The organism is Pigmentiphaga sp. NML030171 (assembly GCF_002188635.1).
Classification (GTDB): Bacteria; Pseudomonadota; Gammaproteobacteria; order Burkholderiales; family Burkholderiaceae_B; genus Pigmentiphaga; species Pigmentiphaga daeguensis.
Genome location: NZ_NINX01000038.1, coordinates 161929 through 187032, shown reverse-complemented (window position 1 = coordinate 187032; position 25104 = coordinate 161929). Strand labels below are relative to the sequence as shown.

Annotated in this window: 22 protein-coding genes; 15 read left to right on the top strand and 7 right to left on the bottom strand. The window is 67.3% G+C overall.

Going from position 1 to position 25104, the window contains the following annotated elements; genetic code table 11:
• The first annotated feature begins 53 nt into the window (after nt 1-53).
• The 4 genes from CDO46_RS18645 to CDO46_RS18630 all read left to right on the top strand — a co-directional run bounded on the left by CDO46_RS18645 (nt 54) and on the right by CDO46_RS18630 (nt 4748).
• The gene (locus tag CDO46_RS18645; protein ID WP_087839977.1) at nt 54-1028 is read left to right on the top strand and encodes a tripartite tricarboxylate transporter substrate binding protein; all 975 of its coding nucleotides are present in this window, start codon (nt 54-56) and stop codon (nt 1026-1028) included.
• A gap of 189 nt (nt 1029-1217) precedes the next feature.
• Nucleotides 1218-2306: a TRAP transporter substrate-binding protein gene (locus CDO46_RS18640; protein ID WP_087839976.1), complete on the top strand. Its 1089-nt coding sequence runs from the start codon at nt 1218-1220 to the stop codon at nt 2304-2306.
• Nucleotides 2307-2415: 109 nt separating this feature from the next.
• Nucleotides 2416-3039 carry a TRAP transporter small permease subunit gene (locus CDO46_RS18635; RefSeq protein WP_087839975.1) on the top strand — a complete coding sequence of 208 codons (624 nt, stop codon included), beginning with the start codon at nt 2416-2418 and terminating at the stop codon, nt 3037-3039.
• Nucleotides 3040-3041: 2 nt separating this feature from the next.
• Nucleotides 3042-4748 carry a TRAP transporter large permease subunit gene (locus tag CDO46_RS18630; protein ID WP_087840001.1) on the top strand — a complete coding sequence of 569 codons (1707 nt, stop codon included), beginning with the start codon at nt 3042-3044 and terminating at the stop codon, nt 4746-4748.
• Here CDO46_RS18630 and CDO46_RS18625 read toward each other — a convergent pair.
• From CDO46_RS18625 to CDO46_RS18610, 4 genes are all read right to left on the bottom strand, one after another.
• Nucleotides 4741-5559 (bottom strand): IclR family transcriptional regulator, encoded by an 819-nt coding sequence (locus tag CDO46_RS18625; RefSeq protein ID WP_087839974.1) that lies wholly within the window; start codon nt 5557-5559, stop codon nt 4741-4743. The two genes, CDO46_RS18630 and CDO46_RS18625, sit on opposite strands and share 8 nt — an antisense overlap.
• Before the next feature lie 32 nt (nt 5560-5591).
• On the bottom strand, nt 5592-6803 hold the full coding sequence (locus tag CDO46_RS18620; RefSeq protein ID WP_087839973.1) for an alpha/beta hydrolase: 1212 nt from the start codon (nt 6801-6803) through the stop codon (nt 5592-5594).
• Between the two features lie 35 nt (nt 6804-6838).
• The gene (locus CDO46_RS18615; protein ID WP_087839972.1) at nt 6839-7357 is read right to left on the bottom strand and encodes a VOC family protein; all 519 of its coding nucleotides are present in this window, start codon (nt 7355-7357) and stop codon (nt 6839-6841) included.
• A 226-nt stretch (nt 7358-7583) separates the two neighbouring features.
• A complete protein-coding gene (locus tag CDO46_RS18610) occupies nt 7584-8843 on the bottom strand; it encodes a flavin-dependent oxidoreductase (RefSeq protein WP_087839971.1) in 1260 nt (419 codons plus the stop codon).
• Nucleotides 8844-8969: 126 nt separating this feature from the next.
• On the opposite strand from CDO46_RS18610, the gene CDO46_RS18605 reads away from it, so the two are divergent.
• From CDO46_RS18605 to CDO46_RS18575, 7 genes are all read left to right on the top strand, one after another.
• Complete coding sequence (locus CDO46_RS18605; RefSeq protein WP_087839970.1) at nt 8970-9872, top strand: LysR family transcriptional regulator; 903 nt, start codon at nt 8970-8972, stop codon at nt 9870-9872.
• A 101-nt stretch (nt 9873-9973) separates the two neighbouring features.
• Nucleotides 9974-10588: a trimeric intracellular cation channel family protein gene (locus CDO46_RS18600; protein ID WP_207958600.1), complete on the top strand. Its 615-nt coding sequence runs from the start codon at nt 9974-9976 to the stop codon at nt 10586-10588.
• 13 nt (nt 10589-10601) lie between these two features.
• On the top strand, nt 10602-11669 hold the full coding sequence (locus CDO46_RS18595) for an AI-2E family transporter (RefSeq protein ID WP_087839968.1): 1068 nt from the start codon (nt 10602-10604) through the stop codon (nt 11667-11669).
• A gap of 221 nt (nt 11670-11890) precedes the next feature.
• Nucleotides 11891-14104: a DUF6351 family protein gene (locus CDO46_RS18590; RefSeq protein ID WP_243724412.1), complete on the top strand. Its 2214-nt coding sequence runs from the start codon at nt 11891-11893 to the stop codon at nt 14102-14104.
• A 10-nt stretch (nt 14105-14114) separates the two neighbouring features.
• On the top strand, nt 14115-15089 hold the full coding sequence (locus CDO46_RS18585; RefSeq protein WP_087839967.1) for a tripartite tricarboxylate transporter substrate-binding protein: 975 nt from the start codon (nt 14115-14117) through the stop codon (nt 15087-15089).
• Nucleotides 15090-15181: 92 nt separating this feature from the next.
• On the top strand, nt 15182-17086 hold the full coding sequence (locus CDO46_RS18580) for an ATP-binding protein (protein WP_087839966.1): 1905 nt from the start codon (nt 15182-15184) through the stop codon (nt 17084-17086).
• Entirely contained in the window at nt 17079-18422 is a 1344-nt protein-coding gene (locus CDO46_RS18575; RefSeq protein ID WP_087839965.1) for a sigma-54 dependent transcriptional regulator, read from the top strand. The genes CDO46_RS18580 and CDO46_RS18575 overlap by 8 nt, the downstream gene beginning before the upstream one ends.
• Here the strand turns inward: CDO46_RS18575 and CDO46_RS18570 are convergent.
• Together CDO46_RS18570 and CDO46_RS18565 are read right to left on the bottom strand one after the other, a co-directional pair.
• On the bottom strand, nt 18409-18870 hold the full coding sequence (locus CDO46_RS18570; RefSeq protein WP_087839964.1) for an STN domain-containing protein: 462 nt from the start codon (nt 18868-18870) through the stop codon (nt 18409-18411). The two genes, CDO46_RS18575 and CDO46_RS18570, sit on opposite strands and share 14 nt — an antisense overlap.
• 87 nt (nt 18871-18957) lie before the next feature.
• A complete protein-coding gene (locus tag CDO46_RS18565; protein ID WP_087839999.1) occupies nt 18958-19989 on the bottom strand; it encodes an NADP-dependent oxidoreductase in 1032 nt (343 codons plus the stop codon).
• A gap of 99 nt (nt 19990-20088) precedes the next feature.
• On the opposite strand from CDO46_RS18565, the gene CDO46_RS18560 reads away from it, so the two are divergent.
• The gene (locus tag CDO46_RS18560; RefSeq protein WP_087839963.1) at nt 20089-20295 is read left to right on the top strand and encodes a hypothetical protein; all 207 of its coding nucleotides are present in this window, start codon (nt 20089-20091) and stop codon (nt 20293-20295) included.
• Between the two features lie 22 nt (nt 20296-20317).
• Here CDO46_RS18560 and CDO46_RS18555 read toward each other — a convergent pair whose 3' ends face one another.
• On the bottom strand, nt 20318-21400 hold the full coding sequence (locus tag CDO46_RS18555) for an exonuclease domain-containing protein (protein ID WP_087839962.1): 1083 nt from the start codon (nt 21398-21400) through the stop codon (nt 20318-20320).
• 126 nt (nt 21401-21526) lie between these two features.
• Here CDO46_RS18555 and CDO46_RS18550 point away from each other — a divergent pair, with 126 nt between their 5' ends.
• The 3 genes from CDO46_RS18550 (at nt 21527) to ectA (ending at nt 25091) form a co-directional block, all read left to right on the top strand.
• Nucleotides 21527-23758: an acyl-CoA dehydrogenase gene (locus tag CDO46_RS18550; RefSeq protein ID WP_087839961.1), complete on the top strand. Its 2232-nt coding sequence runs from the start codon at nt 21527-21529 to the stop codon at nt 23756-23758.
• Between the two features lie 204 nt (nt 23759-23962).
• Nucleotides 23963-24490 carry a MarR family winged helix-turn-helix transcriptional regulator gene (locus CDO46_RS18545; protein ID WP_087839960.1) on the top strand — a complete coding sequence of 176 codons (528 nt, stop codon included), beginning with the start codon at nt 23963-23965 and terminating at the stop codon, nt 24488-24490.
• Nucleotides 24491-24557: 67 nt separating this feature from the next.
• Nucleotides 24558-25091, top strand: a complete 534-nt coding sequence (gene ectA / locus CDO46_RS18540; RefSeq protein ID WP_087839959.1) for a diaminobutyrate acetyltransferase — start codon at nt 24558-24560, stop codon at nt 25089-25091.
• Nucleotides 25092-25104: the final 13 nt, after the last annotated feature.

Genomic DNA, 25104 nt, shown 5'->3' with positions numbered 1-25104 from the left:
GCCGGCGATGCCGACGTCTTGCGCGCCGTCCAACGGCAGCCGAGGATACGACCATGATTCGCACTCTATGCATGCAAGCGGCAATCGGGATTTCGCTCACCTGTATGGCCTTGCCCGGCGCACGGGCGCAGTCCTATCCCGACAGGCCGATCCGCTTCATCGTGCCGTTTGCGCCGGGCGGCACCGCAGACGTGCTCACGCGGGCGCTGGCCCAGAAGCTCGGACAGCGGCTGGGCCAACCCGTGATCGTGGAGAACCGGCCGGGAGCCAGCACGGCGATCGGCGTCAAGCATGCCGCGATGGCGGCGCCGGATGGCTATACCATCCTGTACGGCGGCGTCAGTTCCCAGGTCATGAACCCGCTCATCAACCGGGTCGACTTCGATCCGGTCAAGGACTTCACGCCCATTTCCCTGGTGAATTCGCTGCCCCTGGTGCTGGTGGTCCATCCGTCGCTGCCGGCGGCCGACTTTTCGCAGTTCCTGGCGCTGGCGAAGACGCGCGCCCAGCCCATCACCTATGCGTCGGCCGGGGCGGGAACGTCCAACCACCTGGCGGGGGAACTGCTCAAGAGCGCCGCGCGCATTCCGCTGCTGCACGTCCCTTACAAGAGCAGCGCTCCGGCCTTGAACGACCTGCTTGGGGGGCACGTCGACGCCATGTTCGACCTGGTGTTGACCTCGGCGCCCCAGGCCAGGCTGGGCAAGGTGCGTCCGCTTGCCATCACCAGTGCCCGGCGCAGCCCGCTGCTGCCGGACGTTCCCACCTTGCGCGAGCTGGGGCTGCCCGAGGGAGAGGTCGATGTCTGGACCGGGGTGTTCGGCCCGGCGGGCATGCCGCCCGCGATCGTCGCGCGCCTGCACGACGAGATCGCCGCCATCCTCCGGTTGCCCGAGGTCCAGCAGCAGTTCTCCTCGCTGGGGGCCCTGGCCGAACCCAGCACGCCGGAGCAGCTGGGAGAGCTGCTGCGATCCGAGCTGGCCAAGTGGAAGCGGGTTGTCCGGGAGGCCAGGATAGGCACGGACTGATGGTGGTTTCATGTCAATTCCCGTTTTGGGGATCAGGGTTTCCCTTAGGAACGCAGTGCTCGAGCGTCCCGTTATCATGTATTTGCCCTACCTATGGGTGGCACTTGTTTTGCACCGGTTGCAGTCTCGTGACGCCCTTTGACAGGACCGGTGCCGCCCGTCGGTTACAACCACCCGGGAGACCCGCACATGCACCGCCGTTCCTTTCTGACCAAGGCAACCGTGGGCGCCGCCGCCGGCGGCGTGACGTTGGCAGCACCCGTATTCGCCCAGGACGCGCCTACCGTCACCTGGCGCCTCGCCTCCAGCTTTCCCCGCAGCGCCGATGCCATCTACAGTGGTGGCGAAGCCGTGGCCAAGTATGTATCCGAGGCCACCGGCGGGAAGTTCACGATCCGCGCCTTTCCCGCCGGGGAGATCGTGCCCGCGCTGCAAGTGCTCGACAGCGTGCAGAACGGCACCATCGAATGCGGGCACAGCGCCTCCTATTACTACTACGGCAAGGACCCCACGCTCAGCTTCGACGCGGCGGTGCCCTTCGGGCTCAACACGCGCCAGATGAACGCCTGGATGCGCCACGGCGACGGCCTCAAGCTGTTGCGCGAGGTGTTCAAGAAGTACAACGTCGTCAATTTCCCCTGCGGCTATACCGGCACCCAGATGGGCGGCTGGTTCCGCAAGGAGATCAAGTCGGTCGAGGACCTGAAGGGCCTGAAGTTCCGCGTCAGCGCGTTCGCCGGCGCGGTGTTGTCCCGCCTGGGAGTGGTGCCGCAGCAGATCGCCGGCGGTGACATCTACCCGGCGCTGGAGAAGGGCACCATCGACGCGGCCGAGTGGATCGGTCCGTACGACGACGAAAAGCTGGGCTTCCACAAGGTCGCCAAGAACTACTACTACCCGGGCTGGTGGGAAGGCACGCTGCAGGTGTCGCTGTACGTGAACCAGGACGCCTACAACAAGCTGCCCAAGCAGTACCAGGCCGTGCTGGAACAGGCGTGCGCGGCCGCCACCAACGACATGATCGCCAAGTACGACGCCGAGAATCCCGCGGCGCTGCGCCGGCTGATCTCGCAGGGGGCGCAGTTGCGGGCCTTTCCGAAGTCGGTCATGGACGCCTGCTATGCCGAGGCCAACAAGGTATACGCCGAGATGAGCGCCAAGAGCCCCGAGTTCAAGAAGGTCTATGACAGCATGGTCGCCTTCCGCGGCAACGTGCTGCCATGGTTCCGGGTGGCCGAAGGCAACTTCGACGGCTACATGTCCACCATTCGCAAGTGACAGGCCCCAGCGTGGCGCTACCTACCCGGTTCCCCGCCACGCACAGGAAGCATGAATCGCTCGCCTGGCCACGCGCCAGGCGTTTTTCGTTCAGCATCGGTCTACAACCATGAATGCTCTCCTTGCTTTCTCCCGCCTGGTCGACAGGCTGAACCTGCTGGTCGGCAAGGCCGTCACCTGGCTGACCCTGGTGGTGGTGGTCGTCAGCGCGGGCAACGCCGTCGTGCGCAAGGTCTTCCACACCAGCTCCAACGCCTGGCTCGAACTGCAGTGGTACCTGTTCGGCGCCATCTTCCTGCTGGCCGCGGGCTATACCCTGTTGAAGAACGAACACGTGCGCGTGGACATCGTCGCGCAGAAGCTGTCGCAGCGTACGCAGATCTGGATAGAGGTCCTGGGCGTCGTGTTCTTCCTCCTGCCGGCCTGCGTGCTGATCATGTGGCTGTCCTGGCCCGTGTTCGTCGATTCCTTCGTGACCGACGAGCAGTCTTCCAACCCCGGCGGGCTGGTGCGCTGGCCCGTCAAGCTCCTGATCCCCGTCGGCTTCTGCCTGCTGGTGCTGGCCGGCCTCTCGCACCTGATCAAGTGCGTGGCCTTCCTGATGGGCAAGGGGCCCGATCCGCGGGAGCGGGACCGGGGCAAGAGCGCCGAGGAGGAGCTGGCCGAGGAAATCGCCCGCGAGGCGCAGGCCCGCGAGGCCGCCGCCCACGGCAGCACGCAGGGAGGCCGATGATGATCGACTTCCTGATAGCGAACCTGGCGCCGATCATGTTCGCCAACCTGGTGGTTTTCCTGCTGCTGGGATTCCCGGTTGCGTTCGCGCTGGCCGCCAACGGCATGCTGTATGCGCTGATCGGCATCGAGCTGGGCCTGCTGACGCCGGTGCTGTTCCAGGCGCTGCCGCAGCGGGTGTTCGGCATCATTACCAACGACTCGCTGCTGGCGGTGCCTTTCTTCACCCTGATGGGGCTGGTGCTGGAGCGCTCCGGCATGGCCGAGGACCTGCTCGAGACCATCGGGCAGTTGTTCGGGTCCCTGCGGGGCGGGCTGGCCATCGCCGTGGTGTTCGTCGGCGCGATGCTGGCGGCCACCACGGGCGTGGTGTCGGCCTCGGTCATCTCCATGGGGCTGATATCGCTGCCCATCATGCTGCGCTACGGCTACGACCGCAGACTGGCCTCGGGCGTGATCGCGGCCTCGGGCACGCTGTCGCAGATCATTCCGCCCTCGCTGGTGCTGATCATCCTGGCCGACCAGCTGGGCCGGTCGATCGGCGACATGTACCGGGGCGCGATGCTGCCCGGTTTCCTGCTGGCCGGCGCCTACGTCGTGTACGTGGTGCTGGCCTCGCTGATCAAGCCGGACAGCGCGCCCGCGCTGCCCGAGGAAGCCCGGCGCTTCCAGGAGCCAAACGGGACGCGCGGCGGCCGGTCGCTGCTGGTGCTGATGCTGGTCTCGGCGAGCATCGCGGCGCTGGTCGGGGACTATCTCGAACACGACACCGCGCCGGTGGACGAGCGCATCGTGCTGACCATGCTGATCTGGGGCGTGTCGGCCTTCATCATCGCGCTGGCCAACAAATGGCTGCGCCTGGGGTGGCTGTCCGCGCTGGCCGAGCGGGTCACCTTCGTGATGATCCCGCCGCTGTTCCTGATCTTCCTGGTGCTGGGGACCATCTTCATCGGCGTGGCCACTCCGACCGAGGGCGGCGCGATGGGCGCGGTGGGGGCGATCGCGATGGCGCTCATGCGCAAGCGCCTGTCGCTGAACCTGCTCAAGCAGGCCATGGACACCACGACCAAGCTGTCATGCTTCGTGGTGTTCATCCTGATCGGTTCCACCGTGTTCGGCCTGACCTTCCGGGCCGTCAGCGGCGACTTGTGGGTCGAACACCTGCTGACCTCGGTGCCCGGCGGCCAATGGGGCTTCCTGATCGTCGTCAGCATCCTGACCTTCGTGCTGGCCTTCTTCCTGGACTTCTTCGAGCTGGCCTTCATCATCGTGCCGCTGCTGGGGCCGGTGGCCGAGAAAATGGGCATAGACCTGATCTGGTTCGGCGTGCTGCTGGCGGTCAACATGCAGACGTCGTTCATGCATCCGCCCTTCGGTTTCGCGCTGTTCTACCTGCGTTCGGTGGCGCCCAAGGAAGACTACCTGGACAAGGTCACGGGCAAGCGCATCGCCAAGGTCACCACCGGCCAGATCTACTGGGGCTCGATTCCGTTCATCGTGATCCAGTTGCTGATGGTGGCCGTCGTGATGCTGATGCCGGGACTGGTGATGCACTACAAGGGCGACCAGGCCGCGGTGGACCCGGGCAGCGTCAAGATCGAGGTGGACAGCTCGTACGGCGAGAGCTATGGCGGCGGGGGCGCCTACGGGGAAGAGCCCGCACCCGGTTCGGGCCAGGAGGGCAGGGACCCGAACGCCGACTTCAAGTAGCCTGCGGCGCGGCGGCGGCGATCTCCCGGGTCACCGCCGCCGCGCAATGCCGCACCAGCTCGGCATAGCCTTCCTCGTTCACCAGTTTTTCGCGCTTTTTCTCGTAGACCAGGGTGGTGGCCCCGACGACGTGGCGCCCGTCGTTGAAGATGGGCGCCGCGATGCCGATGACGCCCGGGTCGATCTCCTCGCGCGAAATGTAGTGCCCATCCTTGCGGATGCGCTTGTAGTGCCGGGCGAAGGATGGCCAGTCGCCGGCGATGGCAAGCACGTCGGGGTCGGCCTTGTGCCGTTCGTACAGCCGCTTCAGGCGCGCGGCCGGCAGGTTGGCGAGGATGACCGCCGGGGCGGCGCCCTTGAACAGGGGCATCAGGTGGCCGCGGTCCAGGCTCATGGGCGCGAGTTCGCCCACGCGCTCGTGGTGGCTGTGCACGATCTCGTCGCCGTATATGTTGCACAGCACGACCGTCGTGGCCGTGCGCTGGGCCAGCTCGCGCATGCTGGCGCGGCTGGCCAGCATGATGGGCTCGGTCCGCCGGATGCGGTAGTCGAGTTCGATGATCTTCGCGCCCAGCGCGTATCGCCCCGCGATCTTCGCCAGCAGGCCGGTCTCGCACAACTGCTTGACGTAGCGGAAGGCGGTGGGCCGGGAGACTTCGAGCAGGTCGGCGATTTCCTCTGCCGCCAGCGTGGTCCTGGCTTCGGAAAAAAGGTCCAGGACCTGGAGGACTTTGGCGAACTGGGACATGGGGGATCGATGCACCTCGGTATTCGGCGCGCCGGCCAGGCCGGCCGGCGCGTTCGCAGGCATGATGGTAATCAATCCCGGACCGGCTTGCCCGGTCAGCGCTGCGCGGCGGCCGGAGCCTCGAAGTCGGCCGCGATCTTGCGGCGGGTCCAGTCGATGATGGTCTCCATGCACTGCGCGAGTTCCCGGGGCTGCCCCAGGTAGTAGTGGGTCGCGCCCTTGATCTGCACGAATTCCTTGTCCGGGGTGCCGAGCGCCGCATGGATCAGGGGATTGTGGATGGCGGGCACGGCGTCGTCCGCTTCGTTCTCGATCTGCAAGACGGGAACCCGGCGTATCCGCGCGGCGTTCACCGGACCCTTGATGTTGGAGTGGTCGTAGGACCATTGCGACAGCCAGCTGCGCAGCGTGCTGAACCGGGCCAGGCCGGCGGGGCCGGAGTTGACCACGCGCGGGTCGCCCAAATAGCACCAGTTCGGCTTGCGCCCGTTCGGGTCCACCGCGGGATCGAGCCAGCGCACGTCGCACATGGTGCGATGGACCACGAAGCCGCGTTCCCGTTCGCCCGAGGACGAGCGCTTGAGCCGGTCCAGCGTATCGAGCACCCAGGCGCTGATGCGGCGATTGCGCGCCAGCTGCGCCGCCCGGAAGCGCGCCACGAAGTCCTGCGAGAAGGGGGGACGGTTGGGGCAGTCGGGGGCGTAGATGTCGAATTCCAGGTCCCGGTCCTCGGGGTCCAGTTCGTTGCGCACCGACGGGTCCAGCCATTCGGTCAGGGTTTCCGGCCGGCTCAGGTGGGCGGCGATGAAGATGATCCCGTCCGCCGGCGTCAGGCCGGCCTGCGTCAGGTCATAGGGGTCGCCCGCCGGCGTGTGGGTGATCGAGGGCGCCTCGGCCTGGGCCTCGTAGAACAGCGACAGCGCGCCGCCGCCGGACCAGCCGACCAGCACCACTTTCTCGTAGCCCAGGTCTTCGCGTGCGTAGCGCATATAGGCGCCCAGGTCGGCCGCCACTTTTTCCATGATCAGGGCCGAATCGTTCTTGGCGTATCGGCTGCCGGCGCACAGCACGTGCATGCCGGATTCGGCCAGCGCCACGGGCATGGGCAGGAGCTGCAGCGTCGAGGCCGGATGCATGAAGAGGAACACGACCTTGGACTGGACGTTGCGGGGCACCAGCCGCTGGCCTTCGAGCACGGTATAGCCCTGGCTGCCGTTGAAGCCGTAGGTTTCCACCATTTCGACCGGCTCGCGGAATTGCAGGATGACGGGGATGCGGTCGAAAGTGTGCTTGGACGGCGTGGACATGACGCGGATTTCCTTGTGGGTTGCGGGGCGGGTGGTTAGCGATGGGCGGCCGAGGGCCGGGTGCGGACCCAGTCCGCCAGTTCGGCATGGGCCGAGGCCTTGAATTCGTCGAGCTTGGCGGCCGGCGCGGTGCGGGTCGTCAGTTCGAGCCGGATGCCATTGGGGTCGAAGAAGTAGATGGACCTGACGAAGCCGTGGTCCGTGACGCCCAGGACCTCGACTCCGGCCGCTTCCAGGCGGGCGCGGGCCGCGCGGAGTTCGTCCTCGGACTCGACCTGCAGCGCGATGTGGTTGACCCAGTCGGGGGTGTTGGCGGAAGGTTCGGCCGCCTGGCCGTCGCCCAGGTCGAAGAAGGCCATGTAGGAGCCGTCCCGCATCTCGAAGAAGATGTGGACGTAGGGGCAGTATTCGCCGGTGCTGGGCACGTGGTCGGCCCGGATCACGTGCGCGAGCGGCAGGCCCAGGAGGTCCTCGTAGAAGTGGCGGGTTTCCTCGGCGTCGCGGCACCGGTAGGCGTAGTGGTGCAGGCCTTGTATGGGAACGAGCGTTGCCATGGTGTCTCCTTCTGCTCCCGGCGCCGGGGGCGGTGGGGGCTGTCGATGATGTGGCAGAGATTGTCGGCGAATTTTGAAAAAGTATCAATAACAGATACTTTTAATTTAAATATGGCGGTTTTTTTCCGATAAAATTTTTCAATAATTTCGGAACTTGCAAAAACAAAAGCCGCCCCAGAGGGCGGCTCGGAAAGGGCGGGGCGGTCCTTCGCGGACCGCGCCGGGGTCAGAGGAAGGAGGGCCGGGCCTTCAGCGCGGCCGGGCTGTAGCCGGCGACTTTCTTGTAGTTGTCGGAGATGGCCTGCAGCTCGGCCTGGGAGACGATGGGTTCGAGCTGTTCGAAGCGCTTGCCGCCGGTCCGCTCGTAGACCTCGCGCAGGATGGCGTCGGGCGGATTCGTGCGGTTGGTCAGCACCACCTGCGTGGTTGCCGCGACCCGGACCTTGTCGTAGTCCTGCAGGGCTTCCTCGGTCAGGCCTCGCCGCTTCAACTGGCCCGCCAGGTAGCGGGCGTCGATGATGGCCTGGCCCGCGCCGTTCGACCCCCGCGGCACCATGGGGTGGGCGGCGTCGCCGAGCAGCGTCAGGCGGCCCTGGGTCCAGGTGGGCAGGGGATCCTGGTCCACCATGGGATATTCCAGGATCGAGTCCGAGGACCGGATCAGGGCGGGAACGTCCAGCCAATCGAAATGCCAGTCCTCGAAGGCAGGCAGGAAGTCTTCCAGCCTGCCCGGCCGGCTCCAGTCGCGGATGGCCGGATTGGGATCGGTGATTTCCGCCACCCAGTTGATCAATTGGCTGCCCTTGCCGTCGACGTCGTTGCGGATGGGGTAGATCACCATCTTGCCCACGTCCAGCCAGCCCGCGCGCACCATGCTGGCCTCGCTCAGGAACGGTTTCCATACCGCGGTCCCGCGCCACATGTTGACGCCCGAATAGCGGGGTGCGCCTTCCTGTGGATAGAGCTGCTTGCGCAGGGCCGAGTGCACGCCGTCGCAGGCGACCAGCAGGCGGGCGCGCACGTCGGGCAGGCGTTCGCCGTCGGGCGAGACGAAGTGCGCGGTGATCGATTCCCCGTCCTGCGTGGCGCCGGTGCAGCGCTGTCCGCAGACCACGGCGTCCGGGCCCAGGCGCTGCTTGACGGCGTCGAACAGCACGGTCTGCAGGTCGCCCCGGTGGATGGAGTATTGCGGCCAGTCGAAGCCGGCGGCCAGGCCCGCGGCTTCGCGGAACACGAATTGCCCGTGTTCGTTGAAGAAGATGGACTCGCGCGTACGCACGCCCACCTTGTCCAGCTCGGGCAGCAGGCCCAGCTCGGCCAGCTCGCGCGCCGCGTGGGGCAGGACGTTGATGCCCACGCCCAGCGGCCGCAGTTCGGGCACGGCCTCGTAGATGCGGCAGGCGATGCCGGCCTGGTGGAGACTCAGGGCCAGCGTCAGCCCGCCTATCCCGGCGCCGATGATGACCACGTCCTCTTTGCTGCTCATGTTCGTACCCTCGTGATGAACTTTCTCTTGCGGATCCCTGGCCAGGGATCCGCTGGTGCTGGTATTAGGCGCCAGAACGTATTATTTTTGAAGTTTAGATATGATATGAATACATATTAGAGTTTTATGAATCTCTCATTGCGCCAGTTGCAGGTGTTCCTGCACGTCGCGCGGATCGGCAATTTCACCCGCGCCGCCGAGAAGGCCCATATGACGCAGGCCGGGCTCAGCATCATGATTCGCGAGATGGAAAAGCAGCTCGATTGCCGGCTGTTCGACCGCACGACCCGGATGGTGGTGCTGACCGAGGCCGGCCGCGACCTGCTGCCCGTGGCGCAGCGGGTGGTGGGGGACCTGGAGGAGGTGGTGTCCAAGCTGGGCGTGGCCGGCCGGCGCGCAAGGCAGACGCTGCGCATCGCGGCCACGCCGCTGATCTCGTCCAACATCCTGCCCCGGGTGTTCCAGCTGTTCAAGCAATCCCACCCCCACGTGGAACTGCGGCTGGCCGATACCGAACTGCAGCAGGTCGAGGCGCTGGTGGCGGCGGGCGAGGCCGATATCGGACTGGGGTTCTTCTTCAAGCCGCTGGCGGGGCTGGACCGCGCGCCGGTGGGCAAATTCCGGCTGATGCGCGTCGCACCGACGGACGGGGTACCGGGCCGGCCGGTGGGCACGGCGGCCTGGACCAGCCTGCGCGAGGTGCCGTTGCTCGGCCTGCCGCCCGCGAATCCCATCCAGCGGCTGATCGAGCCGCACCTGGAGAAGATCGGCCGCGGCAACGAGGACCGCGCCAGCTTCAACTTCTTCGAGACCCTGATCTCCATGGTCGAAGCCGGGCTGGGCACGGCGGTCATCCCCACGTTCGCGCTGGTCGCCTGCCACCGCCACCGGGTGGCCACCGATCTGCTGGTCAAGCCGGCGGTCAGCCTGGACCTCTATCAGGTGACGCGGCGCGGTTTCAAGGGGCCGCCTGTCCTGGATGACTTCCGCGCGACCCTGATGCAGGCCCTGCCAGCCGTCGGATCCTAGCAGGCGCCCCGCGGTCCGGCCGGATGCGATAATCCGCGTGGTTCGCGCGCCGCTCCGGCGCGCAGGGAAAAGGAGACGGCCGAGCGGCCCCGCTTATGTTGCTGCAAGTGATCTATCTGGTCGCCATCACCGCCGAGGCCGCCTCGGGCGCGATCATGGGCATGAGGCGCCGCATGGACCTGTTCGGGGTCTGCGTCGTCGGCACGGTCACGGCCCTGGGGGGCGGCTCCATCCGCGACGTGCTGCTGGGCCACTATCCGCTGGGCTGGGTGGCCCATCCCGAATATCTATTCTTCACCGTGGGGGCGGCCCTGGCGGCGGCGCTCCTGGTCCGGTACATGCATCGGGTGCGCATGGCCTTCCTGCTGCTGGACGCGCTGGGCCTGGTCGCCTTCGCCGTGATCGGCTGCGACGTGGCCGAGGCCGCGGGCGCGCATCCCGCCATCGTGGTGCTGATGGGCATGGTGACCGGCATCTGCGGCGGCCTGCTGCGCGACATCCTGTGCAACCAGGTGCCGCTGGTCCTGCGCCGCGACCTCTACGCCTCCGTCGCGCTGGCGACCGGCACGCTGTACGTGTTGCTGCAGCGCTACGGCGTCGGGCACGATCATGCCACCGCCATCGCGCTGGTGGCCGGCTTCCTGTTCCGCATGGTCGCCATCCGCTGGAGCCTGACCCTGCCCGTCTTCACGACCAGAACGCCTCCCGAACATTGAAGGAACGTCCTCGATGAGCCAGACCTCTCTGCAATACCGCACCTTCCTGCTCCTGCTGGTATTGGTCACGCTGGCGTTCGGCTGGCTGCTGTGGCCGTTCTTCGGCGCCGTATTCTGGGGGGCCATCCTGGCCATCATCTTCTTCCCCTTGCAGCGCCGGCTGGTGGCTGCGTTCGGCGGCCGCAACAACCTGGCGGCCCTGGCCACGCTGGCGGTGTGCGTGCTCATCGTGATCATCCCGGTCTCGCTCATCGCAGGCACCATCGTCAGCCAGGGCGCGGGACTCTACGAGCAGATCAAGGCGGGCGACATCGATTTCCGCGGCTACCTCGACCAGGCCATGGCGGCCCTGCCTCCCACCGCGCGCAGCCTGCTGGAGAAGTTCGGCCTGGTGGACGTGAACAGCATCCAGAACAAGCTGGCCGAGGTCGCGACCCGGGGCAGCCAGTTCTTCGCCACCCAGGCGCTGAACATCGGCCAGAACACCTTCCAGTTCGTCATCAGCCTGGGGGTCATGCTGTATCTGCTGTTCTTCCTGCTGCGCGACGGCCCGGACCTGTCCGCCCGCATCCGCCAGGCCCTGCCGCTGACCGAGGAACACAAGCGCCACCTGTTCCGCAAGTTCATCGCGGTCGTGCGGGCCACGGTCAAGGGCAATATCGTGGTAGCCATCACCCAGGGCATGCTGGGCGGCCTGATCTTCTGGATCCTGGGCATCAAGGGCGCCCTGTTGTGGAGCGTCGTGATGGCTTTCCTGTCGCTGCTGCCGGCGGTGGGGGCCGGGCTGATCTGGGGGCCGGTCGCCGTCTACTTCCTCCTGTCCGGCGCCGTGCTGCAGGGAATCATCCTGACCCTGTACGGCATCCTGGTGATCGGCCTGGTCGACAACGTGCTGCGTCCCATCCTGGTCGGCAAGGACACGCGCATGCCCGACTACGTGGTGCTGATCTCGACCCTGGGCGGCATGGCGCTGTTCGGGATCAACGGCTTCGTGATCGGGCCGCTGATCGCCGCGCTGTTCATGGCCGTGTGGGACCTGTTCTCGTCGATAGACGGTCCGCCTTCTCCCGACCGGAACTGACCTCTCGCGCCCGCCGTTGCGGAATTCCGGAACGGCGGGCGGCCCGCATGGCGGAATTCTGGCCGCCCGTGTCGCTCCCTCTGCCCGCCGGCTCCCGAAAACGCCAATGAAAACAGGCCCTTGCCGCATGTTCGCGTGCCGGGGCCGTGTTGGCATGGGTGTTGCTAATCCTCCGTCGCTGTAACGAGAAGATTCAAGACACATGACAGGAGGAGGCAGGAATGAGACCCGAGACGACACGGGGGCGGCAGGCGCGCGCCCATGGATATGGAATGGGCCGGCTGGCCCTGGCGGCGGGCGCCGCCGCGGTGCTGGCCACGGCCTGCGGCGGGGATGACGGGGATGGCGGAGCGCCTCCGGGACCGCCGCCGGCGCCGGCCCTCAAGCTGAGCACGGTTTCCTCGCTGCCGGACTACGTCACGGGCGACGACGCGCTGGTGCGGCTGGAGGTGCCGGCCGGCGTCAGCGGCACGCCGGTGGTCATGCTGGACAAGAGCGACGTGTCGCGGGCGTTCGCGAAGATCGGCGATCGCACCTGGCAGGGGCTGGTGAGCGGCATGGCGCTGGGCAAGAACACCTTGCGCGCCCAGGTCGGGGACGCGACCGCCACGCTGGAGGTCACGAACTATCCCATCACCGGGCCGATGATCTCCGGCCCCCACCAGAAGCCCTTCCTGTGCACCACCACCACCTTCGGCCGGCTGGGCGGCGGCACGCTGGACGGGCCGTTCGGCGAGCACTGCTCCACCAATACGCGGGTCGATTACTTCTACCGGAACAAGTCGGGCGGCAACAGCCGCTGGAACACGCCCACGGTCTATCCGACCGACATGGCCACCATCACCATCGACGAGGGCAAGCCGACCGAGCGCACGGTGCCATATCTCGTGCGGCTGGAAACGGGCACGATCAACCGCGGCATCTACCAGTCGGCGATGCTGCACGATCCGCTCAACGACGGCGAGATCGGCCCGAACAAGCGTTCGAAGGCCTGGAACGGCAAGCTGATGTATCCGCTGGGCGGCGGCTGCCAGGGCGGCTGGTACACGCAGGGCGCGACCTTCGGCACCCTGATCGTCGACGAGTGGATGAAGCAGGGCTACGCGGCCGTCACGTCCACGCTGAACATCTTCGGCTCCAACTGCAACGACCTGCTGTCGTCGGAGACCGTCGCGATGACCAAGGAGCGCTTCATCGAGGCCTACGGCGTGCCGGTCTACACGATAGGCACCGGCGGATCGGGCGGCGCCTATCAGAGCTTCCAGACCTCGGACAACTATCCCGGACTGTTCGACGGCATCATCGTGAACATGGTGTTCCCGGACGTCACCTCGGCCACGCTGTTCAAGGTCTTCGATTCCCGGCTGCTGAACAACTACTTCAACCGCGCGGGCGGGCTGCCCTACAGCGACGAGAAGAAGAAGGCGATCTCCGGCTACCTGCAGGTCGGCAACATCGCCAATATGAGCGGCAGCGCCGGCCGGCTGGATCCGGTGGTCTCGTTCCCGGCGGGGTTCCAGGAAAGCCTGAAGTATCACCCGGTCAACAACCCCGGCGGCAGCCGCGCCACCGTGTATGACCATACGGTGAACGTCTACGGCAAGGACAGCCGGGGCTTCGCGCTGCGGCCGATCGACAACGTGGGCGTGCAGTACGGACTGAAGGCGCTGAACGACGGCGCCATCACGGTGGAAGAGTTCCTGGACCTGAACGCCAACATCGGCGGCCTGGACGTGGACCTGAAGCCCACGGCGGCCCGCACGACCGGCGACATCGACGCGATCCGCCGCGCCTACCAGTCGGGGCGCATCACCCATGGCGGGGGCGGCCTGGCCTCGACCGCCATCCTGGAGCACCGCGACTACTTCGACAACGCGGTGAACGGCGACATCCACAACAAGATCCACTCGTACTCGGTGCGCGAGCGCCTGAAGGCCGCCAACGGGCATTTCGACAACCACGTCATGCTCGGACCGGGCCCGGTGGGCGACAACCTGCTGCAGCTCATGGACCAGTGGTTGATGGGCGTGGTGGGCGACGCCTCCGACCAGCCCAGGTCGCGCAAGGTCGTCTCGCACAAGCCCGCGGGGCTGGCGGATGCCTGCTGGGACAGTGGCGGCAACAAGATCGTCGAACCGTCCACGGCCTATGGCGACGGACGCTGCAACCAGCTCTACCCGGCAGGCATCACGCCGCGCCTGGTGGCTGGCGCGCCGCTGGCCGACAACATCGTCAAGTGCCAGCTCAAGGCCGTCGACCCGGCCGACTACAAGGTCACGCTGAATGCCGGACAGCTGGAGCGCCTGCGGCAGATCTTCCCCGGCGGCGTGTGCGACTGGAGCAAGCCCGGCGTGGAGCAGCAGCCGCTCAAGGGCACGTGGCTGTCGTTCGGCCCGTCCCCCCGGAATCTGGTGTTCGACATCACTCGTCCTTAAGGAGGTAGAAATGAAGTTTCTTTCCACGTTATCGCTCGGCGTCCTGGCGGCCCTGGCCGCTCCGGCCCAGGCGCAGGACTTCCCCGGCAGCGCGCCCATCGTCGCCGTCGTGCCGTTCGCCGCGGGCGGCCCCACCGACAAGGTGGCGCGCGACGTGACGGCCGTCATGGCCAGGCACCTGAAGGGCCAGATCGTGATCGAGAACGTAGGCGGAGCGGGCGGCACCATAGGCGCGAAGAAGGTGGCCACCGCACGCAACGACGGCCATACGGTGCTGATCCACCACATCGGCATGTCCACCGCGCCGGCCTTGTACCGCCAGTTGGGCTTCGATCCGCTCAAGGACTTCGAGATGATCGGCGAGATCGCCGACGTGCCGATGGTGCTGCTGGGCACCAAGAGCCTGCCGCCGGACAACTTCAAGGACCTGCTGCCCTACATCAAGGCCAATTCCAGCAAGCTGTTCCTGGCGAATGCCGGCATCGGGTCGGCCTCGCACCTGTGCGGCCTGCTGTTCATGAGCACCATAGGCACGCAGCTGGGCACGGTGCCCTACAAGGGGACCGCGCCGGCGCTGACCGACCTCATCGGCGGCCAGGTGAACCTGATGTGCGACCAGACCACCAACGTCGCCGGACAGATCAAGGCCGGCGTGGTCAAGCCCTACGTCGCGATGCAGTCCACGCGCATCGACGCGTTCAAGGACATCCCGGCCGCGGCCGAGCAGGGGCTGCCGGGCATCGAGGTCAAGATCTGGCACGCGATGTATGCGCCCAAGGGCACGCCGCCGGCCGTGGTCGAGAAGCTGTCGGCCGCGCTGCAGGCGGCGGTCCAGGACCCGGTGTTCCGCGGGAAGATGGAGGAACTGGGGGCGCAGGCGGCGACCGGCGAACGGGCCCGGCCCGACTCGCTGCGCAAGCATCTTGGCAACGAGATCGCCAAGTGGACGCCCATCATCCGGGCGGCCGGCGTCTACGCCGACTAGACGCAAAGGAGCTTGCGCCGCCACGTGGCGCAAGCTCCGATGTCTTTCCTGGCGTGCCTGGGATAAATTGCGGACACTAGAACACGAAAATCATGGATGGGGACTTGAGCGTCAACCCGCCTGCCCGCGGTTTTTCCAAGCGCCGCCTGGTGTGGGGCGGCGTCTGCCTGTTCGCCGCCGCCCTGGCGGTGATGCTGGCCTACATCTGGGGCGAACGAACCGGCATCCAGGTGCTGCGCCAGGGGGTGGAGCACAGGCTCGACATCTATGCCGGCGGGGTGCAGAGCGAGCTGACGCGCTACGACTACCTGCCGGGCATCCTGTCCCTGAACAAGGACGTCATCGCGCTGCTGCAGGATCCCGGCAATCCCGAGCGGATCGCCCGGGTCAACCTGTACCTGGAAACGGTCAACCGCAAGGCCGGGTCTTCCGAGATCTACGTCATGAACATGGAGGGGCTGACGCTGGCCGCGAGCAACTGGAACCGCCCGCCCAGCTTCGTCGGCCGCAATTTCTCGTACCGGCCCTATTTCATCGACGCGGCCAAGGGGCTGTCGGGCCGCTTCTACGGCATAGGCACCGTCAGCCAGTCCCCGGGCTATTACTTCTCGTACGGCATCTACCACGACGGCAGGATGCTGGGCGTGGCGGCGCTGAAGGTCGACCTGGACAAGCTCGACGACGCTTGGCTGCGTGCCGACGAGAAGGTGGTGGTGGTGGACGAGAACGGCGTCATCTTCCTGACTTCGGTACCGGGATGGAAGTTCAAGACGCTGGCGCCGCTGTCGTCCCACACGCTCCAGAAGCTGGCGGTGACGCGCCAGTACCACCGCGCGGGATCGCTGGAGCCGCTGGGCATGGCCGAGGTCGGCAAACAGCCCGAGGGCGTGCGCATCGTGCAGTTCACCAACGAAGCGGCGCGCGAGGGCGAGGGCGGCAACTTCCTGGTGCCGTCCTATCTCGTGCAGAGCCGCCAGATACCGGGCACGCAATGGAAGCTCATGGCCCTGTCCAACATGGCCCCCATCCACGCGCGCGCCCGCAACATGGCCATCGCGGTGGCACTGGCCATGGGGTTCCTTGCCATACTGGGCCTGTACCTGCAGCAGCGGCGGCGCGCCATCGCCCAGAGCCTGGCGGCCAGCGCGGCCCTGCAGCGGGCGCACGACGAGCTCGAACGCAAGGTGGCGGCGCGCACGCAGGCGCTGAGCAACGCCAACCGTCACCTGCAGACCGAGATCGCGGAGCGCCGCCGCGCCGAGGAAGTGCTGAAGTCCACCATGGATGAGCTGGTGCAGGCTGGCAAGATGGCGGCGCTGGGCCAGATGGCCGCCGGCATCACGCATGAGCTGAACCAGCCGCTGGCGGCGCTGCGCACGCTGGCCGACAATGCCACGGTGCTGCTGCAGCGCGGACGCCAGGCCGATGCCGAAGAGAATCTGACCATGATCGGCCAGTTGATCGCCCGCATGGGCAAGATCACCGGCCAGTTGAAGAAGTTCGCGCGCAAGTCGCCGGCCCTGCTCAAGCCGACCTCGATCGCGGTGGCCGTGGCCGACGCCTGTTTCCTGCTCGAGCAGCGGCTGCGGCAGGAGCGGGTCGAGCTGCGGTTGAGCGTTCCGGACGATGCCTGCGCCTATTGCGACGGCAACCGGCTGGAACAGATCCTGGTCAACCTGCTGGGCAATGCCATCGACGCAATGGCGCGCAGCGACGAGCGGCGCCTGGAGATCTCGGTCACGGAGGCGGGGGGCTGGGTCGTCATCTCGGTCCTGGACAGCGGGCCGGGCATTCCCGACGAGGTGATGCGCCGGCTGTTCGAACCCTTCTTCACGACCAAGGAGCAGGGGGTGGGCTTGGGACTGGGGCTGGCGATCTCGGCGGGCATCGTGCGTGATTTCGGCGGCAGCCTGCGCGCCTGCAACCGCGAGGGGGGCGGGGCGGAATTCGTGCTGCAACTGCGGCCGGCGAAGTTGGAGGAGACAGTGGATGCATGAAGGATTGACAGTCTTGTTCGTCGAGGACGACCCGGCGGTCAGGCTGGGGGGCAAGCAGGCGCTGCAACTGGCAGGCCTCGAGGTCAAGGCGTTCGAGTCGGCCGAGCAGGCGCTCAAGCACGTCGTGCCCGGATTTCCGGGCGTGCTCGTGACGGACGTGAAGATGTCCGGCATGGACGGGATGGAGCTGCTGCGCCGCGCGCTGGAGATCGATGCCTGCCTGCCGGTGATCCTGGTGACCGGCCATGGCGACATCTCGATGGCGGTGCAGGCCATGCGCCTGGGGGCCTACGATTTCATCGAAAAACCGTTTTCCTCCGAGCACCTGAGCGAGGTGGTACAGCGGGCCCTGGAGAAGCGCGGGCTGACGCTCGAGGTGCAGTCCCTGCGGCGGCAGCTGGACAATCGCCTCGCCATCGAAAGCGCGCTGCTGGGCCGGTCGCCGGCCATGGTGGCCTTGAGGAAGGTGGTGCAGGACCTGGCCGATACCGACGCCGACGTGCTGGTGGTGGGCGAGACCGGGACCGGCAAGGAACTGGTGGCCCGGTGCCTGCACGACCACAGCAACCGGCGCGATCGCCATTTCTCGGCCTTGAACTGCGGCGGCATGCCCGAGACGCTGTTCGAGAGCGAGGTGTTCGGCCACGAGGCCGGCGCGTTCACGGGCGCGGCCAAGCGGCGCATCGGCAAGATCGAGTATGCGCGCGGCGGCACGCTGTTCCTGGACGAGATCGAGACCATGCCCATGGTGTTGCAGATCAAGCTGCTGCGCACCTTGCAGGAGCGGGTGTTCGAACGGCTGGGGTCGAACGAGCCTCAGCCCATGGACTGCCGGGTCGTGGCCGCCACCAAGAGCGACCTGCTGGCCGAATCGGAGCGGGGCGCGTTCCGGGCCGACCTGTACTACCGGCTGAGCGTCGCGGTGCTGGAGATCCCGCCGCTGCGCGAACGGCGCGAGGACATCCCCCTGCTGTTCGAGCATTTCATCCTGCAGGCGGCCCTGCGCTATGGGCGGGATGCGCCGGTGCTGTCGGGGTCCCAGTTGCAGTCGCTGATGGCGCATCACTGGCCGGGCAACGTGCGCGAACTGCGCAACGTGGCGGACCGCTACGTGCTGGGGCTGGCCAAGGACGGCCCGGCCGGCGCGGCGGCCAGCGCAAGGCGCTCGCTGGAAGAGCAGATGACCAGCTTCGAACGCCTGCTGATCGAGGACGCGCTGAAGAACTGCTCGGGCCGCACGGCGGCGGCCAGCGAGATGCTGGGCCTGCCGCGCAAGACGCTCTACGACAAGATGCACAGGCTGGGCCTGAGCACCGACGACTTCAAACAGGCGTAAGGGCGCCCACCAGGCGCGGTCCGCTGGGCGGCCGCTTGCCGGCCGAGGCGGGCGGCTCGGGAATCAGGACGTAGCGTCCGCCTTCCTGGGCCGCGGTATACCCGGTGCCCCGCAGCAGGGTGTCCAGCCCGTCCTGGATCGTGTAGCGGCCGGTCAGCCCGGGCGTCGTCAGGCCGGCCACCAGGGCAGGATCGAACGACAGCCGTATGCCCGCCTGGCGGGCATATTTTTCGAGCGCAGGGCGCAGGTCGCCGCTGGAAATGGCGAAATCCAGCCGGTGCTCGGCCGAGGCCGTCGGGCCGGCCTGCGCATGCGGCATGCCGGGCAGGGCCAGCAGCCAGCCTATCGACAGGGCCACGGGTACCGCGACCATCCACGATTTGCCCGGCACGGTGAACGTCCGCCGTTTGGCGCGGCGTGGCCGCAGGGGAATCACTTGGCACGTCATACGAGTCTCCTGTTGCGGGACTGCGCCGTGGCGCGACCTGCTTGTAATTGTTCGATGACGCCCCTAGGGTAGCACGCCGCGCCCCATCTAGTGGGCGACCCGCACCACCAGCTTGCCGAAATTGCGTCCCTCCAGCAGACCCATGAACGCGGCGGGGGCGTTTTCGAGCCCGTCCACCATGTCTTCCCGGTACTTGATGCGCCCGTCGGCGATCCAGTCCGACATCTGGCGGGTGAACTCCCGGTAGAGCGGTCCGTACCAGTCCGAGACGATGAAGCCCTGGATGCGCAGGCTCTTGGTCAGCGCCAGGCGCATCAGCATGGGCAGGCGGTCCGGGGCCTCGACGCCCGGCACGGCGTTGTACTGCGAGATCAGGCCGCAGAGCGGGATGCGGGCATGGCGGTTGAGCAGCGGCAGGACGGCGTCGAACACGGCTCCGCCCACGCTTTCGAAATAGACGTCGATGCCGTTGGGGCTGGCCGCGGCCAGGCGCTGGGCGAGGTTGGCCGCGCGATGGTCCACGCAGGCGTCGAAGCCCAGTTCGCGGATCGCATGGTCGCACTTGTCCGGTCCGCCGGCGATGCCCACCACGCGGCACCCGTGCAGCCTGGCCAGTTGTCCCACCACCGATCCGACGGCTCCGGTCGCGGCGGCGACGGCCACCGTCTCGCCCGCCTTGGGCGTGCCGATCTGCATCAGGCCCACGTAGGCGGTGAATCCCGGCATGCCCAGCACGCCCAGCGACCATGAGGGATGGGCAAGGTCCGCGGGCAGGCGGGTGAGCCCCTTGCTGGACGACAGCGCGTAGTCCTGCCAGCCGCTGGCGGCCAGGACCAGGTCGCCGGCGGCGAAGTCAGGATGGCGCGATTCGGCCACGCGGCACACCGTGCCGCCCAGCATGACGTCCCCGATGTCCAGCGGCTTCGCATACGAGGCCGCGTCGCTCATGCGGCCGCGCATGTAGGGATCGAGCGAGAGGTAGAGCGTGCGCAGCAGCACCTGGCCGTCGGCCGGACTGGGAACCGCCTCGGTTTCAAGGCGGAAATCCTCGGCCACCGGCGTGCCGGCGGGGCGCCTGGCCATGACGATGCGGCGGTTCATGGGCGCGGACGGGGGCATGTCGTTCTCCTGGCGGTCGTGGTCGGGCACGTCTCGTGCTGATCGGCGATGATCCACCCGCGGGTGGATCGGATCAACGATAAGCCGTCCGGAGCATTTATGAAACCTTCGTCCACCAAGCCTTCCGAGCCGGCCGCCCGGCCCGCCCGCAAGCCGGAGCGGCAGGCCGCCGAGACCGATCTCAAGCGAGAGCAGATGGCCCGCCAGAACGACCGGAATACTTCCGCCGATGACCTGGGCCGTTCGCCCAGGTCGAACAAGCTGTCGGGCAGCGGCATCGACGTGGCGGGACCGGGAGGGAAATAGCCGCCGGTCCGCCGCCGCGCCCTCAGTCCGTGCATGCGCGGTCCAGCCTCAGCAGCGGGACCTGCGCCAGCCGATCGCGCAGGATGCGGTGGACTTCGTGGTCGTATTCGGCGCGCCCGCCGTCCAGCAGGCCGTACAGGGCCTGGTCGTCGGTCGCGCTGCCCAGGAATTGCCAGCGTTCCACGACGTGGATGACGCGGGCCTCGCGTATCCCCACCGGACCTTCGTAGGGCCAGTGCGTGTCGCCGGCCAGGGCGGGCGTGCGCGCGCGGCGATTGTGCAGCGGCGCCAGGGTCCGCAACAGCCGGTTCTCGTGCAGCAGGGCGCCGATCGCGCCGCCCGTCTCCAGCCATTCGATGTGCCGGACCTGCTCGGCCAGGCGCCGTGCCTTGGCCGATTTCCAGGCGCCCGGCTGGAAATGCGCCAGCACCTTGTCCCGCAGCCTGGAGGCCCGCCCGACATACAGCGGCTGGTGGTTCACGTCGCGCAAGACGTAGACGCCGTGGCTGTCGGGCAGCAGGCGGGGCAGGGCCGGGTCCAGGTATTCGGGCCAGGGCACGCGGCCGGCCAGCGCATCGACGAGCTCGCCGAGCTGCCCGGCCGGAAACTCGCGGTGGATGTCCTGCCAGAAGTGCCACAGCAGGCGCGCATCGTCGAGCGCACGATGGCGGGCATGCACATGCAGGCCGTGCCGGGCGATCAACGCATCCAGGCTATGGCTGCGGTACTGCGGGTAGAGCTTGCGCGACAGGCGGACGGTGCACAGGACATCGGGCCGGAAGGGCCGGTCCAGCCGGTCGAACTCCTCGCGCAGGAAACCGTGGTCGAAGCGGGCGTTGTGCGCGATGAACAGGTAGCCGTCCAGGCGCCGGGCGATGTCGTCGGCCAGGGCCTCGAAGGGCGGGGCGCCAGCCACCATCGCGTCCGTGATGCCGGTCAGCGACTGAATGGCCGGGGGAATGGGGCGGCCCGGGTGGACCAGGCTGCTCCATTCGCGCATGCCGTCGGCATCCACCTGAACGATGCCGATCTCGGTGATGCGGTCGCTGCGCGGCGTCGTGCCCGTGGTTTCCAGGTCGACGAAGGCCAGGCGGGGAGGATGCATGGGAATGGGTGAAGAACGAGCAGCCCCTATTTAACCAGACCCTGCCTGCCCGGGCCGCGCGCGGCCGCGGTCGCGTCTTCCGGCCGGCTTACTATATGAGGTAGATAGTCGACAAGGAGACATCCGATGGCCGCATCCTCATGGCGCCGCGAATGGCTGTCCAAGCCGCTGTTCCGCTGGGCCGCGAAGGCGCTGCCGACCATGTCGGACACCGAGCGCGAGGCCATCGAGGCCGGGGACGTGTGGTGGGACGCCGACCTGTTCACCGGCAATCCGGAGTGGCGCCGCCTGCTGGACATGCCGCCGGCCAGGCTCAGCGACGAAGAGCGGGCCTTCCTGGACGGGCCGGTGGCCGAGCTGTGCGCCATGGTCGATGACTGGCGGGTCAACTGGGAACTGCATGACCTGCCCCCCGACATCTGGGCGTTCCTGAAGGCACGCAAGTTCTTCGGCATGATCATTCCGCGCAAGTACGGCGGACTGGGATTCTCGGCCTACGCGCATTCCGAAGTCGTGCGGCGGATCTCGACCCGGTCGCTGACGGCGGCGGTCACGGTCATGGTGCCCAACTCGCTCGGGCCGGGCGAGCTGCTGCTGCATTTCGGCACCGACGCCCAGCGCGAGCACTGGCTGCCGCGGCTGGCGGACGGCCGCGACATCCCGTGCTTCGGGCTGACCAGCCCCGAGGCGGGATCGGACGCGGCCGCCATGGTGGACCACGGCGTGGTCTGCAAGGGGATGTGGCAGGGACGCGAAGTGCTGGGCATGCGGCTGACCTGGCACAAGCGCTACATCACGCTGGGGCCAGTCGCGACCGTGCTCGGGCTCGCCTTCAAGCTGCGCGATCCCGACCGGCTGCTGGGCGACCGCGAGGACATCGGCATCACCGTCGCGCTGGTGCCTACCGATACGCTAGGGGTGGAGATCGGCCGGCGGCACCTGCCCGCGATGCAGGTGTTCCAGAATGGCCCGAACCAGGGCAAGGACGTGTTCATCCCCATGGAGGCGGTCATCGGCGGCGTCGAGCGGGTGGGGCAGGGCTGGCAGATGCTGATGACGGCGTTGGCGGCGGGCCGGGGCATTTCCCTGCCATCGCTGGCGGCGGCCTCGTGCGTATTCTCGGCGCATACCAGCGGTGCCTATGCGCGCGTGCGCCAACAGTTCGGCATTCCTATCGGCAAGTTCGAGGGCGTGCAGGAGAAGCTGGGCCGGATGGCGGCCCTGGCCTACCAGGTGGATGCCGCGCGCCGCCTGACCTGCGCAGCGCTGGACGCGGGGCACAAGCCCGCCGTGATCTCGGCCATCATGAAATACCACGCCACCGAACGCATGCGCATCGCGGTGAACGACGCGATGGACATCCACGCGGGCAAGGCGGTGATCGACGGCCCGCGCAACTACCTGTCCAACGTCTACCGCGCCATCCCCATCGGCATCACGGTCGAGGGCGCCAACATCCTGACCCGCTGCCTGATCGTCTTCGGCCAGGGGGCCATCCGAGCGCATCCGTTCCTGATGCGCGAGATGGCGGCGCTGGCCGACAGCGATCAGGCCAGGGGCCTGGAGGAATTCGACCGTACCTTCTGGCGTCATGCCGGCCACGCGACGGCCAACGCGCTCCGTGCCTTCGGCCGCGCCTGGACCGGTGGCCGGTTCGCGCCGGCACCGCGCTCGGTCGGTCCGGTCGCCCCCTACTACCGCGCACTGGGCCGCTATGCCTCGGCATTCGCGCTGGTGGCCGACGTCACGCTGGCGACGCTGGGCGGCGCGCTCAAGCGCAAGGAGATGCTGTCGGCGCGGCTGGGCGACATCCTGGCCGAGCTGTATCTGCTGTCCGCCGTCCTCAAGCGCTGGCACGACGAAGGCCGGCAACCCGACGACCTGCCGCTGGTGCAGTGGTGCATGGAAAGCGGCCTCGCCGCCATCGAGGCGAGCCTGGACGCGGTGCTGGCCAATCTGCCCGCGCGGGCGGCCACGGGGGTGCTGCGGTTCGTCTGCCTGCCCCGGGGCGTGCGCCGGCGCGGCCCGGCCGATGCCGTCACCCTGGCCTGCGCCGAGCGGCTGCTCGAGCCGTCGCCGGCACGCGATCGCCTGTTGCCCGGGTTGGCCCGGCCACGTCCGGGCGAGGCGCTGGACAGGCTGGCACAGGCCTTCGATCTCGCGGCGCGTGCCGCTCCGGTGCTGGACGAGCTGCGCCATGCCGGTGTCCGCGACTGGCGCGACGGCGTGCGCGCCGGAAAGGTGGACGCGGCCCAGGCCTTGATGTTCGAAGACCTGGAACGCGCCATCGCCGACGTCGTCGAGGTCGATAGTTTCGACCCTGCCGAACTGGCCGGAAAGCGCGTGGCGCAAGGCTGAACCCCGGTTTTTCATGTTTCAGCGGGATGTCGGCGGAATCGAAGCGGATAAGGGTAATTTCGGAGCCGTTGACATCGGAATCCAGGGTTTGTAGGGTTGACACCCCGAGTCTTTCTGACTAGAATGATTTGAGTTGAAATCATTGCTCTACATTGATTTGTGGGCAGTGATTTTTTTTCACCAAGCACTTTCGATTTCCTGGACATGGACCACATCGGCTCGGCCGCGGACACGGGCGTCAACTACAACCTGCGCATCCTGCGAGCCTTGCGTCGCATCACACGCAACATCGCGCTGCACTCCAAGCAGTTGGCGGCGTGCAGCCATATCACCGCGCCGCAGCTGGTCTGTCTCCTGGCCGTGATCGAGTCGGGGCCGCTGACGGCCACGGCCATCAGCCGTGAAATCTCGGTCAGCCCGAGCACGGTCGTCGGCATCCTCGACCGGCTGGAGGAGAAGGGCTGGGTCAAGCGGGAACGCAGCAGGGAAGACCGCCGCACGGTCCTGGTATCGGCCACCGATGCCGGCTGCGAGGTGGCCAGCCAGGCACCGTCGCCGCTGCAGAAGACGCTGGCCGATGCCCTGGGCGCGCTGCCGGAACTGGAACAGGCCACGATCACGCTCTCGCTCGAGCGCATCGTCAGCCTGATGGAGAACCCGGGTTCGGACACCTCGCCCATCCTGGACATCAATGCATCGGATACGTCTCCGGAGTCGGGCCTGGCGGTGTGACCCGGAGCCATCAAACCCAGTGCGTCGCCGCAAGGCGCCGGCGTGCGAAACATAGGAGGGTCGTAGTCTGAAAGCGATCGACGACACGCTCATCCAACCTGCGGTATTCAATCCGGCCCTGGAGAATTTCGATCTCCGGCCACCTGAAATCGAAGATGCCGCGGACGTCCAGCGACTCATACAGGAATCGCCGCCGCTGGATGTCAATTCCACCTACGCCTACCTTCTTCTGTGCCGGCACTTTCGCGATACCTGCGTAGTGGCCACCCGGCAAGGGCAATTGGCAGGGTTTGTTTCTGCCTACCTTCCGCCCAAGCAATCCAACGTGTTGTTCGTCTGGCAGGTTGCGGTCCATCCCATGGCACGCGGCCGTCGCCTGGGCCAGCGCATGCTCGAGCACCTGCTGGCCAGGCCGCTGCCGCAGCCCATACACAGCATCGAAACCACCGTGTCCCCATCCAACCAGCCGTCGCGGCGCATGTTCGCGGCGCTGGCGCAGGATCGCGGCGCCCAGTGCGTGGAGCAGCCCATGTTTCCGCCCGAACTGTTCGGCCAGGCCGAGCACGAGGACGAGCGGCTGCTGCGCATCGGCCCGTTCTAGCAAAGGCCGGATG